Annotated in this window: 14 protein-coding genes; 10 read left to right on the top strand and 4 right to left on the bottom strand. The window is 68.9% G+C overall.

Annotated features, from left to right (window positions below; all coding sequences use genetic code 11):
- Positions 1-3 precede the first annotated feature (3 nt).
- Entirely contained in the window at positions 4-516 is a 513-nt protein-coding gene (locus tag DVR07_RS14005) for a halocyanin domain-containing protein (RefSeq protein ID WP_115797889.1), read from the bottom strand.
- Between the two features lie 118 nt (positions 517-634).
- Here DVR07_RS14005 and DVR07_RS14000 point away from each other — a divergent pair, with 118 nt between their 5' ends.
- Positions 635-1,201: a hypothetical protein gene (locus DVR07_RS14000; RefSeq protein ID WP_240147543.1), complete on the top strand. Its 567-nt coding sequence runs from the start codon at positions 635-637 to the stop codon at positions 1,199-1,201.
- Positions 1,202-1,235: 34 nt separating this feature from the next.
- Here the strand turns inward: DVR07_RS14000 and DVR07_RS13995 are convergent, their stop codons facing one another.
- Positions 1,236-1,868, bottom strand: a complete 633-nt coding sequence (locus DVR07_RS13995; protein WP_115797888.1) for a hypothetical protein — start codon at positions 1,866-1,868, stop codon at positions 1,236-1,238.
- 272 nt (positions 1,869-2,140) lie between these two features.
- On the opposite strand from DVR07_RS13995, the gene DVR07_RS22705 reads away from it, so the two are divergent.
- On the top strand, positions 2,141-2,461 hold the full coding sequence (locus DVR07_RS22705; RefSeq protein WP_115797887.1) for a DUF2249 domain-containing protein: 321 nt from the start codon (positions 2,141-2,143) through the stop codon (positions 2,459-2,461).
- Positions 2,458-3,861 carry a hypothetical protein gene (locus DVR07_RS13985; RefSeq protein WP_115797886.1) on the top strand — a complete coding sequence of 468 codons (1,404 nt, stop codon included), beginning with the start codon at positions 2,458-2,460 and terminating at the stop codon, positions 3,859-3,861. Before DVR07_RS22705 ends, DVR07_RS13985 begins: the two co-directional genes overlap by 4 nt.
- Positions 3,862-3,906: 45 nt before the next feature.
- Here the strand turns inward: DVR07_RS13985 and DVR07_RS13980 are convergent, their stop codons facing one another.
- Positions 3,907-4,887 (bottom strand): hypothetical protein, encoded by a 981-nt coding sequence (locus DVR07_RS13980; RefSeq protein ID WP_115798345.1) that lies wholly within the window; start codon positions 4,885-4,887, stop codon positions 3,907-3,909.
- A gap of 41 nt (positions 4,888-4,928) precedes the next feature.
- Positions 4,929-5,150 carry a DUF4177 domain-containing protein gene (locus DVR07_RS13975; protein WP_115797885.1) on the bottom strand — a complete coding sequence of 74 codons (222 nt, stop codon included), beginning with the start codon at positions 5,148-5,150 and terminating at the stop codon, positions 4,929-4,931.
- Positions 5,151-5,298: 148 nt separating this feature from the next.
- On the opposite strand from DVR07_RS13975, the gene DVR07_RS13970 reads away from it, so the two are divergent.
- From DVR07_RS13970 to nirK, 7 genes are all read left to right on the top strand, one after another.
- Positions 5,299-5,679: a cupin domain-containing protein gene (locus tag DVR07_RS13970; protein ID WP_115798344.1), complete on the top strand. Its 381-nt coding sequence runs from the start codon at positions 5,299-5,301 to the stop codon at positions 5,677-5,679.
- A 64-nt stretch (positions 5,680-5,743) separates the two neighbouring features.
- A complete protein-coding gene (locus DVR07_RS13965) occupies positions 5,744-5,971 on the top strand; it encodes a DUF2249 domain-containing protein (RefSeq protein ID WP_115797884.1) in 228 nt (75 codons plus the stop codon).
- Positions 5,972-5,992: 21 nt separating this feature from the next.
- On the top strand, positions 5,993-6,301 hold the full coding sequence (locus tag DVR07_RS13960; RefSeq protein ID WP_115797883.1) for a cupin domain-containing protein: 309 nt from the start codon (positions 5,993-5,995) through the stop codon (positions 6,299-6,301).
- A gap of 310 nt (positions 6,302-6,611) precedes the next feature.
- Positions 6,612-8,912, top strand: a complete 2,301-nt coding sequence (locus tag DVR07_RS13955; RefSeq protein ID WP_115797882.1) for a nitric-oxide reductase large subunit — start codon at positions 6,612-6,614, stop codon at positions 8,910-8,912.
- 208 nt (positions 8,913-9,120) lie between these two features.
- Positions 9,121-9,528, top strand: a complete 408-nt coding sequence (locus DVR07_RS13950; protein WP_193570146.1) for a hypothetical protein — start codon at positions 9,121-9,123, stop codon at positions 9,526-9,528.
- A 226-nt stretch (positions 9,529-9,754) separates the two neighbouring features.
- On the top strand, positions 9,755-10,213 hold the full coding sequence (locus DVR07_RS13945; RefSeq protein ID WP_115797881.1) for an RDD family protein: 459 nt from the start codon (positions 9,755-9,757) through the stop codon (positions 10,211-10,213).
- Positions 10,214-10,632: 419 nt separating this feature from the next.
- Positions 10,633-11,703 carry a copper-containing nitrite reductase gene (gene nirK, locus DVR07_RS13940; protein ID WP_115797880.1) on the top strand — a complete coding sequence of 357 codons (1,071 nt, stop codon included), beginning with the start codon at positions 10,633-10,635 and terminating at the stop codon, positions 11,701-11,703.
- Positions 11,704-11,736 lie beyond the last annotated feature (33 nt).

Here is an 11,736-nt window from a genome sequence, read left to right as displayed (position 1 = left end):
GGCTCACTCCACGACGATTGCGCCCTTCATCCCCATCGTCTTGTGGGGCGTGCAGTAGTACTTGTACGTGCCCGCGCTGTCGAACGTGTGCGAGAAGGTGAAGCCCTCCTTCATCTTCTGTTCGCTCTCGAAGTCGCCGTTGTCCGCGACGACGTTGTGGAGGCTCCCCTTCCCGGTCCACTCCCAGACGACCTTCGTGCCGGTCGAGACCTTCACCGCGGCGGGGCCGAACGCGTAGTTGCCGTTGTTGCCCTTCGAGCCGACCTTCACCGTGACCTCGGATTTGCCGGTCTCGTCGACCACGCCGTCGAAGTTCGAGACGCCGTCGAACCAGCCGTCGAAGCTGACGGAGTCACTGCTCCCGCCGGAGTCGCCACCGTCGGCCGTCGTGTCCGACCCGCCCGAACCGTCGTCTCCCGAGCCGCCGCCGCTCGAACAGCCCGCGATCGTCGCCGCGGCCGCGCCGGCGGCCATCGTCTTCAGCACCGTCCGTCGGTCGAGGGTATCTCGGTCCATCACGTTCTCGGCTTCGTGGGCTTCATAAATGGGGGTAGCCATGATTCCCGCGAGCTGAAAACGCGCCGCGAACGTGTTCGGGGTCACGGCTTCCCGGCGCACGCCGGTACCTACTCGCATGTCCGGATTTCCCCGCCCCTTCGCCACCGAAGACGGCGACGACGAGACGTTCGACGCGTACGACGCGTTCCGACCCGACCACCTGCCCGAGCCCGGTCCGTTCCTCGCCGGCGCGGACGTGCTGACCGGCGACGACCACTGCGCGTTCCACCGGCTCACTCGCGACGTCTTCGAGGAACGGGGCGTCTACGACGCCACCTTCGGCTACAACCTCGCGCGGCTCAACCTCGACGCGCGCCACCCCGACGCCGGATTCCGGTACGCCCGGGCGCCCGACGACCCCGGCGCGCTGCTCGCGGAGTTCACCCCGACGACGAAGTTCTGCCCGCAGAGCGAGAGCCTCACCATCGGGGCGCTCCGGGCGTGGAACGGCCTGGCCGACCGCCACGACTACGAGCGGGTGCGGGTCGCCGTCGCGCCGATGCACCACCAGAGCGCCGCCATCAACGAGAAGCTGCGGGACCTGGAGGGCCGGCTCGACGACGGCGCCACCGTCGAGGAGCTGGCAGCCGACGACCGACCGGCGACGAACTCCGACCCGGACGACGCCGGCCTCCCGTTCTAGCGGCCTCGGCTCGGGTCGGACCACACGGTCGCCGTCAGTCGTAGACGGTTTCGTGGACGGTACCGTTGTGGACGACCCGGCCCGGACCGACGAAGCGGAACTCCGTGATGTCCCCCGCGTACTCGAAGACGTCGGTCCCCCGCTCGGCTCCGACGTGGCCGACCGCGCGGCCGTCCCGAGCGAAGTCGCCGGCGTCGCGCTGCTCGACCGCTCCGCTCGCGCGGAACTCGTAGACGCTCGGCCGGCCGCCGCCGCCCTCGATTCGGACGACGTTGCCGGTCGGCGGGGTGTCGGCGAACTGCAGCTGGATCGACCCGGACGTCTGGTCGACCGCGTCGCGGTCCAGCAGCTCGCCGTCCCGGTACGCCGCGACGGGGCCGGCGACGGTGAGCCCGGTCAGCTCCCCCGAGTACCGGAACGTGTCGACGCCCCGCACCGGCCCGACGTACCCCCGCGCCCAGTCGCGGTCGACCGTGTCGCCGCGGTCGGTCTGCTCGATTCGACCGCTCGCCGTGAACTTGTAGCCGGCGAGGCCGCCGCCCTCGCTCTCGAACGTAGGGACGTGCTCCGGTTCGCGTGCCCCCGCACGGCCGACCGCGACGGCGCCGACCCCCGCCGCGAGGCCGCTCCGAAGGAGCGCGCGTCTGGTGTGCTCTCGCCTCGACATCGTGCCGGTTCGACCACCCGGACCGCCTTTGTAGTAAAGTGGCTAACCCGACGTAACCCGGGACTATCTCGACGGGGTGCCTCGTCCGGTCGGCGCTTTAAGTGCTTCTGGCGACAAGGGATAGATACGAAGGACTTCTCGCAGTGCGTCAGTGCTCCCGTAGCGACGAGTACGGGCGGATACCGTCTTCGCACGCGGCGGGCCATCGGTCGAGGCGACCGTCGAACATGGTCGGGACAACCGATAGGCGGCGCACGGTCGCAGATTTAATCATGACCGCGCGCGACTACACTCACGACGACGCCGCGACCGACGACACTCACAACGACACCGCGACCGACGACACTCACAACGACACCGCGACCGACGACACTGACCGAACCGCCCGCGAACTCGACGCCCGCGAGATCGACGGCGAGCCGTTCGGGGCCATCATGTCGGCGCTCGACGACCTGGGGACCGACGAGACGCTGGTGCTCTACAACGGCTTCGAGCCCGAACCGCTCTACGGGGTGCTCGACCGGCGCGGCTTCGACCACGAGGCCGAGCGGGTCGCCCCCGACGAGTGGCGGGTGGAGATCGCACCGCGATGAGCGTTCCCGCCGGCGTCGACGCCGACCGCGGCCCGCCGATGGTCGTCCCGCTCGCGCACTTCCTCGCGGGGTTCGGCTTCCTGCTGGCGGGCGCCGCGCTCGGCGTCCTGGACGCGCTCGGCCGCGCGCCCGGCATGGCCCGACTCGCCCACCTCCACCTCCTGCTGGTCGGGTGGGTCTGTCTCACCATCCTGGGCGCGATGACCCAGTTCGTCCCGGTCTGGTCGGGCGTCGACCTCCACTCCCGGCGGCTCGCGGCGGCCCAGCTGGCGCTGGTGGCCGGCGGGGTCGCGGGGTTCGCGGGCCTGCTCCTCGCGGGTCGGCTCGACTGGCTGCCGGTCGCCGGCGCCGCGATGCTCGCGGGGTTCTGGGCGTTCGTCTACAACGTCGGCCGGACGCTCTGGAGCGCGGCGCTCCCGGACGATACGGACGAGACCGACGGGGCTCCCCGTCTCGCCGGCATCGCGCTCGACCCGACCGAGCGCCACTTCGCGCTCGCGCTCGGGTTCGTCGTGCCGGTCACCGCGCTCGGCTTGCTGCTCGCGCTCGACTTCGTCCGGCCGACGCTGGCCCCGGCGGGGCTCGCCCGGCCGCGGGTCGTCGCGGCCCACGCCACGCTCGCGGTGTTCGGTATCGTCCTCACGACGGTGCTCGGGGCGCTCTACCAGCTGGCGACGATGTTCACCCAGACCGAGCTCGGCGACCGCGACGCGACGCTTCAGCGCGTCGAGGAGTTGGCCTACCCCGCGGGCGTGCTCGCGCTCGCCGCCGGCCGGCTGGTCGGCGGCGAGTGGCTGGCCCGCCTGGGCGCGGCCGGGGTGCTTGTCGGCCTGCTCGCGTTCGCCGCGGTCCTCGCCCGGAAGCTCGCCGAGACCCGGGTCGAGCGGACCCCGATGCTCTCGCGGTACTGGGTGGTCGCGCTGGCGCTCCCGGCGTGGGCTCTCGCGGCGGCCCCGGCGTGGGTCGCCGACCCGACCGACCCCGCGGCCACCTTCGGCCACCCCGCCGCGGGCCACCTGCTCGCGGCCGGGGTGGTGGGGTTCGTCCTGCTGGGGACGCTCTACCACGTCGTCCCGTTCATCGTCTGGGTCAGGCAGTACAGCGACCGCGTGGGTCTCGAACCGGTGCCGATGATCGACGACCTCTACGACGACCGGCTGGCCGCGGTCGACTTCCGGCTCGCGCTCGGGGGAATCGGACTCTTGGTCGCCGGCGAGGTCTGGGGTTCCGGGTTCGCCCGCCTCGTCGGCGGCGTCGCCGCGACCCTCGGCTTCGGCGTCTTCGCCGTCAACCTCGCGGGCGTCGTGGTCCGTCACGGCCCCGAGTCGCTCCGCGTCGACGCGCTGAGCGCCGCGCCGCCGGCGTCGGGCGACGGCGACCCCGACGACCGGGTCCCGTGAGCGCCCCGCCGGCGCGGGGTCGCCCCTGACGGCCCGCCTCCGGGCCTACCGCTGGGAGTCCCGGAGGATGAGCGGTCCGATGGCGAGCGTCCGCTTGGCGACCGTCACGATGCGCAGAACGTAGGAGGTGAACAGCAGGAACGGCACCAGCGTCACCGTGAACGCCGCGCCGACCACCCAGGTCACGTTCGGCACAGCGAGCGTGGTGCCGGGGAACGCGCCCGGTTCGCCGACCGTGAGCATGACGCCGGCGACGACGAGCGCGGGAATCGCGGCGTAGAGGATCATCTGCGAGAGGCTGACCAGTTCCCACTCGAAGTACAGCGTCTTGACGTGCTCGCGGGCCGGGCCGAACATGCTGAGCGCGCTCTTCAGGTCCTCCAGCATGCCGACCTCCTCGTCGCCGAGGCTGTCCTCGTACTCGCTGGCGATGCGCTCGACCTGGAATATCTTCCAGCCGTAGTTGAAGTCGAGCGCGGCGAACACCACGTCGAAGGTGCCGAACTTCGCGCCGTCGAGCTGGTCGCGGACCGTCTCGGCGTTGCCGATCAGGCTGTCGGTGAACTCCCCGATCTCGTCGCGGAGTTCGGGGTCGTCGTTGTCCGACAGCCCGTCGCGGAGGTCCTCGGCCCGCCGCTGGGCCACGCCGACGAGCTCCCCGAGGAACGCCGACGGGTCGGCCGGGCTCGGCGACCCGATGAGCTCCTCGCTGTACTCCCGGAAGTCCATCGCTCCCTCCATCCGGTCGCGCTGGTCGCCCAGCGGACCGTTCTCCTGGGAGATCACCAACTGACCGATGGTGACGACCAGCGTCGTGCCGGTGATGATGGCGCCGGTCATCGTCGAGAACATCGTCTCGATGGTGTCGCCCGACCGGAGCTGGGGCACCACGGGCTGGGGCAGGAGGGTGACCCCGACGACGAACGCGACGAACACGGCCAACGCGAGCACGCCGGTCACCTGGAGCCGGTTCGCCGCGAGCAGCAGCCAGATCTTGACCCGGCTCTCGCCCGCGCGCTCGCGCATCGTGTTCGCGGTGCTGATGTCCTGCCCCTCGGCGTTCTCGCTCACGGGGAGTCACCGTCGTTCTCGCCGGCCGGCTCGGCGGGGCGCTTGAACACGAGGTACTTGGTCCCGCCGCCGGTGTAGTCGACGGACGCGACCAGCTCCCAGCCGTCGGCGCCGTAGTCGTTCAGTTCCGCCTCCGGGTCCTCGGCCTCCTTCCTGGTCTCGCCCCGCGGCGGCCTGAGCGTCTTGTACTCCCAGCGACGCGCTTGCGTTCGGCCCATTCTCGTTCTCCTGACGTGACCGACGCCACTAAGCGTGGCGGTGGGGACGTCCCGGACCCGCCCGCTCCGGTCCCGCTCCCGGCGCTCGCCCGGCCCGCCGAACACGTTCGCCGAAGCCACCACGACCGCCTCGCCCCTCGGTTCCGACATGGTCGCGACCGACTTCGACGCCGAGCGCGCGTACGACGACGAGCGGTTCTCCGCGCAATCCGTCTTCCGGAGCGACCGGATGAAGGTAGTCTTGGGCTACTTCGAGCCCGGCCAGTTCATCCCGGTCCACGCCCCGGACAGCGACGTGGCGATCACTGTCCGGGAGGGACGGGGCGTCGTCCGGGACGGCGACGACGAGCACGCGGTCGGGCCGGGCGACGTGGTGGTCGTGCCCGCCGGCGAGGACCGCGGCGTGAAGGCCGGCGACCGGCGTCTGGAGGCGACGCTGGTGACCGCGCCGCCGCCGACCGACGCCGAGCACGGTCCAGTGCGGGAGGGCCTGAAGAAGGGGGAGTTCGAGCCTCGCGGGGACGGGTGAGCCCCCCGATCCCGAACACGTTCGGGGCAACCCCGAAGCGTCGCGTCCGCGAATCTCCATCCGCATGTCCCGATTAGACGTCCGCGAGATTCCGCCGCCGGAGCGACACCCCAAGATACACGAGGAGTTCGAGAACCTAGACAGCGGCGAGGTGCTCGAAATCGTCAACGACCACGAGCCCAAGCCGCTGTTCTACGAGATGCAGGCCGAGGTCGAGTCGTTCGACGCCGACGCGTACGAGGTCGAGCGCGAGGGCAGCGAGAAGTTCGTCGCCCGATTCCCCAAGCAGTAGCACTCGGAGACCGTCACTGCCATGACCGACACTGTCGCACTCGACGACCTGACCGAGCGCCCCCGCGAGGTTGCGTTCCCGGGGTCGGAACCCAAGACGGTCCGGCTCTCGCTCGACGCGGGCGAGTCGGTGCCGGCCCACCGCCACCCCGAGCGCCAGATCGTGGTCCACCTCGTCTCGGGTCGCCTCGACGTCCGCGTCGACGGCGAGTCGAACGTGCTCGAACCCGGCGACCTCCTGCGGTTCGACGGCCGGCAGGAGGTGTCTCCGAGGGCCGAGGCCGACAGCACCGCGCTGCTCGTGCTCGCGCCGCGGGCCGACGAGGACTGACTCGCCGCACCGACCCGGACGTCCCGGTAGGGCCGAACGCCAGATGGCTCTCGAATCGCGCGCAGACGCCTCGAGACCGGGATTGTGCCGTCCGTTAGTATCGCACGTACTCCCCTCTTTTTTCGACGGACGCCCAGTTGGCCGACGACCTCAACTGATTCCGTCTCCATGGCCGTGGTACGTTGCTTCATAACGGGGAATCGCAATCCGGTATCGGTGTCCCCTGCTGTCCGAACGTGTTCGGGCGCCTTCCCGGCGAGCAGGAACCGGTCTCCCAATAAAAGCCCCACGACGGTCAACCCCGACCTGTATGAGAGTCAAACGTAGCACGCTCGGCAAGATACTCGCGGTCGTCTTCGTCCTCAATCTGGCCGTGATGGGCGTCGGCGCGTGGTACTCCTACCAGGAGGCCCCGCCCATCCCCAAGCAGGTCGAGGGGCCCGACGGCCGGGTTATCGTGACCGCCGAGCAAGTCCGAGACGGCAAGACGGTGTTCCAGTCGGACGGCATGATGAACCACGGGTCGATACTCGGGAACGGCGCGTACTACGGCGAGGACTACACCGCCGACGCGCTCGACCTGAAGGTGCAGTTCATGCGCCAGTTCTACGCCGGCGAACAGTACGGCGCCGACTCGTACGACGGCCTCTCGGCCGGCGAGCGGGCCACCGTGGACGTGGCGGTGAAGTCGGACCTGACCGACGGCGACCCCGCGTCCGACATCGAGTACTCCGCCGCGGAGGCGTACGCCCACGAGCAGGTGACGCAGGTGTACGTCGAGCGCTACCACGAGGGGAGCCACGAGCGCGGCGTCCCCGCGAACATGATCGACAGCGAGGAGGAGGCCGAGCGGTTCGCCGACTTCGCGCTCTGGACGGCGTGGGTCTCCCACACCGACCGACCGGGGTCGGACCACAGTTACACCAACGAGTGGCCGTACAACCCGGCGGCCGGTAACGACGCGACCGGCGCGTCGATGACCTGGAGCGTCGTCGCCATGATCCTGCTCGTCGCTGGGGCCGGGTTCGGCGTCTGGCTCTACAAGTCCATCGAACTCCCCGAACCCGAGACGGAGGGCGTCACGGTGCCCCGGCCCGACGAGGTGGACCTGTTCCCCGGACAGGCCGCGGCGCTCCGGTTCGCCGTCGTCGGCGCCGGACTCTTCCTCGCGCAGGTCCTGCTCGGCGGCCTGCTCGCGCACTTCTACATCGAGCGCGACGCCTTCTTCGGTCTCGGCGAGATGCTGGGCTTCGACATCCTCCAGCTGCTGCCGTTCGCCATCGCCAAGACGTGGCACATCGACCTCGGCATCCTCTGGATCGCGACGCTGTGGCTCGGGGCGGGCCTGTTCCTCCCGCCGCTGTTGACCGGCCACGAACCCCGCAAGCAGGGCAAGTGGATAAACCGCCTGCTCGGCGTCCTCGTCGTGGTCGTGGTCGGCGCCATGGCCGGCATCTGGCTCGGCGCGAAGGGGTACTTCGGCGACGCGCTCTGGTGGATCGTCGGCAACGAGGGCCTGGAGTACCTCGAAGTCGGTCGGCTCTGGCAGGTCGGCATCCTCGTCGGCTTCCTCGCGTGGGCCGCGCTGGTCGCGCGGGGACTCAAGCCGCTGCTCGACCGCGAGCCAAAGTGGGGTCTCGCGCACATGATCCTGTACGCGGGCGGCTCAATCGCCCTGCTGTTCTGCGCGGGCTTCCTCTACACCCCGCAGACCAACATCGTCGTCACGGAGTTCTGGCGCTGGTGGGTCGTCCACATGTGGGTCGAGGGCGCCTTCGAGTTCTTCATCGTCGCGCTGGTCGGCGTCACGCTGGTCAGCATGAACCTCCTCTCGAAGCGCTCGGCCGAGAAGGCCGTGATGGTCCAGGCCCTGCTCGTGATGGGGACCGGCGTCATCGGCGTCTCGCACCACTACTGGTGGGTCGGCCAGCCCGACTTCTGGGTGCCCATCGGGAGCGCGTTCTCGACGCTCGAGCTCATCCCCCTCGTGTTCATCCTCTACGAGGCGCTCGGCCAGTACCGCGCGATGTCCGGCAGCGGGGAGTCGTTCCCCTACACCCTGCCGTTCATGTTCATCATCGCCAGCGGCGTCTGGAACTTCGTCGGCGCGGGCGTCCTCGGGTTCTTCATCAATCTACCGTTCATCAACTACTTCGAGCACGGCACCTACCTCACGGTGGCCCACGCCCACGCCGCGATGTTCGGCGCGTTCGGCTTCCTCGCGCTGGGCATGGTGACCTACATGCTCCGCATCGCGGTGCCAGAGCGCCGGTGGGACGACACCAACCTCCGGCGGGCGTTCTGGGCGTGGAACCTCGGCCTCGCGCTGATGGTCGGCATCAGCCTGCTGCCGGTCGGGTTCCTCCAGCTCGAGGTCGCGTTCACGCAGAGCTACGACGCCGCCCGGAGCCTGGCGTTCTACGAGGGCGACCTGGTCCAGCTGCTGTTCTGGCTCAGGATGCCCGGCGACACCCTGGTCATCCTCGGCACCGTCATCTTCGGGTACGACGCGACGAAGAAGGTGCTGAACCGCGGCGAGACCGCGTCCGTCGACGACCCGACGGACTCCCCGGTCGCGGCCGGCTCGGTCGTCGAATCCGACGACGACTGAACCCCGGTCGGGCCGTCGGCTCGCGTCCACTGTCGCGTTTCGCGGGCCGACCGAGACGGCTCCGTCGACCGGCCACAACGAGGATTCAGTTTCCGACAGTTCCATCCGATTTTTGTTGATGTTTCGCGACTGTAGTCGGTGAATCGTGGTATCATCGATGATAACCGCGACCGAACAGTTATCAACCGGCCATCTGGAGTTACGGTACATGTCGACAGAAGTGATGGAGCAGACGAGCGAGTACACGATCGAGAAGGACACCGAGCACGGCATCCCGATCTTCGTCTACGACGAGTTCGCCTCGGGCGAGAACCTCCGGGAGATCGCCAACCGATGGGCCGAGGTCATCGAGGAGGAGGGCGCCAAGCAGTACCTCGTGAACACCGAGGAGATCGCCGCCCACGACGACGCGGACAAGAAGTGGCTCGCCGACACGTGGGTTCCGGGCCTCATCGACCGGGGCGTCCGGGCCGGCGCCGGCGTGTACGCCGACTCCACCATCGCGGACATGGAGATGCAGCGCGTCGAGGAGATGCTGAGCTCGATCGACCCGGGATTCGAGTACCGCGTGTTCGGGACCCAGGAGGAGGCACTGGACTGGCTGTCGGACCAGTAACGACGCCAGTTCCCCCTCGCGCCGCCGCAGAACGAACGCAGTGGGAGCGACTGAACGTCTTCGACACGAACCGAAGTTCGATCAGTACTGTGATTCTCCCCGAGCGTGGAATGCCGAGCGAGAAGGTCCGAGCGTGGAGTGCGGTCAGGGGTGGACCCGAATGGCCGAAAGGACAGCCGAGAAGAATTAGAAGACTTATATTTCCGGGGTCGATTCACCGGACTGTATGAACGACGCTGACCCTCCGACGGAGTGCGGAGTCGGTATCCGCGGCGTAGCGATGGCGATCGACTCGGCGGTCTGGTTCGCGCTCCTCTTCGTCGCGATCTTTCCGATCGCGGCAGTTACCGGTGACGTTCAGACCACCGGCGGAACGACGAACGCCGACCTGACGGGTACCCCCGCGACGGTGGCGTTGCTACTCTGGCTCGGGCTCGCCCTCGGCTACCACACGCTCCTGGAGTGGCGCTTCGGGAGAACCATCGGCAAGCACCTCGTGAGCATCCGGGCGACTGATGGCGACGGCTCCCCGCTGACGCTACGGTCGTCACTGGTGCGTAACGTCTCGCGCCTCGTCGACTTCCTGCCGTTCTTCTACCTCGTCGGCATCGTCCTGGTGTCGACCTCGGACCGACGCAAGCGGTTGGGCGACAGACTCGGTGATACGGTCGTCGTTCGGTCGTGACGGGGAAGGACGGGGACTCCTCGTCGGTGGGCTCGTTGGCCTGTCAGGCGCCCTTGTCTACGATATGCTCGACATCGGGCACGCGCTAGGAATCCGATTTCGGAGTGCCGGAGGCGCTGATACGCGACTCCCAAGACGGTCGGACGGGCGCCGCGAGCCGGACGTCCGCGGCTCCCCTCGTCGGACTGACCTTTCCAGATCCGTCGAGAGGGTGGTTTCGCCATCGTTTAGCGCGGTTGCTCGGTGCTAATCTCCGGCCGAGCCCCGGGAACTTCCGATCGGGCGTCGGTCCGAACGACGGCCGATTCCCGGACCCTGAGAACGCCGCGAACACGTTCGATAGCCTTCCTGCGGCCTGAGAATCGTATTCCCGATTGAAGGTGGGTAGGGCACTATCTGTAACTGTAAGGTGACTCCCAATGCCTCGAACCAACCGACGAACGGTGCTCCAAGGTATCGGCCTCGGCGGCGCTGCCACGCTCGCCGGATGCGCGACCGAATCGGCCCCCCAGGCCACCCGGACCCAGACCCAGAAAGCCATGAACCAGCAGAAACAGCAGATCGTCGACCGCGTCGCCGCCGACCCGGCGGACGTCCCGGACCCGATTGACCGCAGCGAGCCGAAGACGGTCGAGTTCACGCTGCGGCCCGAGGAGGTCACCGCCGAGATCGAGGACGGGGTCACGTTCAACTACATGACGTACAACGGCCAGGTTCCCGGCCCGATGATCCGGGTCCGGAAGGGCGACACCGTCGACCTCACCTTCGAGAACCCGGCCGAGAACGACATGCCCCACAACGTCGACTTCCACGCGGCCGCGGGGCCGGGCGGCGGCGCCGAGGCCACGATGACCGCGCCCGGCGAGACGGCCCACCTCCGGTTCCAGGCGACCTACCCCGGCGCGTACATCTACCACTGCGCGGTCCCGAACATGGACATGCACATCTCGGCAGGCATGTTCGGCATCATCCTCGTCGAGCCCGAGGACGGGCTCCCCGAAGTGGACCACGAATTTTACTTCGGCCAGCACGAGCTCTACACCGACAAGCGCCCGGGCGAGAAGGGCCAGCACAACTTCGACGTCGAGTCGATGAAGCGCGAGGAGCCGACCTACGTCGTGATGAACGGCGAGAAGTACGCCGCCACGCCGAACAAGTACGGCCCGGCCAAGGTCGAGACCGGCGAGACCGCCCGGGTGTTCTTCGTCACCGGCGGGCCCAACCTCACCAGCAGCTTCCACCCCATCGGCAACGTCTTCGAGCAGCTCTGGCCCGAGGGGTCGCTGACGACCCGCCCCCAGACCCACATCCAGACCAAGCAGGTCGCGCCGGGCAGCACTACCATCGCGACGATGGGCTTCCCGGTGCCCGGACCGTTCAAGCTGGTCGACCACTCGCTCACCCGGGTCGCCCGCAAGGGCTGCATGGCCATCGTGCAGGCCGACGGCCAGGAGAAGCCCGAGATATTCGACCCCGAGCCGACGCAGTGAGGCCGCCCCACACCGGCCGTGACCGGGCTACAC

The organism is Halorussus rarus, from assembly GCF_003369835.1.
In the GTDB taxonomy this organism is placed as follows: domain Archaea; phylum Halobacteriota; class Halobacteria; order Halobacteriales; family Haladaptataceae; genus Halorussus; species Halorussus rarus.
The sequence above is the reverse complement of the archived record's forward strand: the minus strand, read 5'-3'. Positions and strand labels throughout refer to the sequence as shown.

Excerpts from the sequence above, each read along its gene's own strand:
- DVR07_RS22705 (WP_115797887.1), top strand. The coding sequence starts at position 2,141 with ATGACCGCGCGCGACTACACTCACGACGACGCCGCGACCGACGACACT.
- DVR07_RS14005 (WP_115797889.1), bottom strand. The coding sequence starts at position 516 with ATGGACCGAGATACCCTCGACCGACGGACGGTGCTGAAGACGATGGCC.
- DVR07_RS13965 (WP_115797884.1), top strand. The coding sequence starts at position 5,744 with ATGTCCCGATTAGACGTCCGCGAGATTCCGCCGCCGGAGCGACACCCC.
- DVR07_RS13975 (WP_115797885.1), bottom strand. The coding sequence starts at position 5,150 with ATGGGCCGAACGCAAGCGCGTCGCTGGGAGTACAAGACGCTCAGGCCG.
- nirK (WP_115797880.1), top strand. The coding sequence starts at position 10,633 with ATGCCTCGAACCAACCGACGAACGGTGCTCCAAGGTATCGGCCTCGGC.
- DVR07_RS13995 (WP_115797888.1), bottom strand. The coding sequence starts at position 1,868 with ATGTCGAGGCGAGAGCACACCAGACGCGCGCTCCTTCGGAGCGGCCTC.
- DVR07_RS13980 (WP_115798345.1), bottom strand. The coding sequence starts at position 4,887 with ATGCGCGAGCGCGCGGGCGAGAGCCGGGTCAAGATCTGGCTGCTGCTC.
- DVR07_RS14000 (WP_240147543.1), top strand. The coding sequence starts at position 635 with ATGTCCGGATTTCCCCGCCCCTTCGCCACCGAAGACGGCGACGACGAG.
- DVR07_RS13950 (WP_193570146.1), top strand. The coding sequence starts at position 9,121 with ATGTCGACAGAAGTGATGGAGCAGACGAGCGAGTACACGATCGAGAAG.
- DVR07_RS13960 (WP_115797883.1), top strand. The coding sequence starts at position 5,993 with ATGACCGACACTGTCGCACTCGACGACCTGACCGAGCGCCCCCGCGAG.
- DVR07_RS13955 (WP_115797882.1), top strand. The coding sequence starts at position 6,612 with ATGAGAGTCAAACGTAGCACGCTCGGCAAGATACTCGCGGTCGTCTTC.
- DVR07_RS13945 (WP_115797881.1), top strand. The coding sequence starts at position 9,755 with ATGAACGACGCTGACCCTCCGACGGAGTGCGGAGTCGGTATCCGCGGC.
- DVR07_RS13985 (WP_115797886.1), top strand. The coding sequence starts at position 2,458 with ATGAGCGTTCCCGCCGGCGTCGACGCCGACCGCGGCCCGCCGATGGTC.
- DVR07_RS13970 (WP_115798344.1), top strand. The coding sequence starts at position 5,299 with ATGGTCGCGACCGACTTCGACGCCGAGCGCGCGTACGACGACGAGCGG.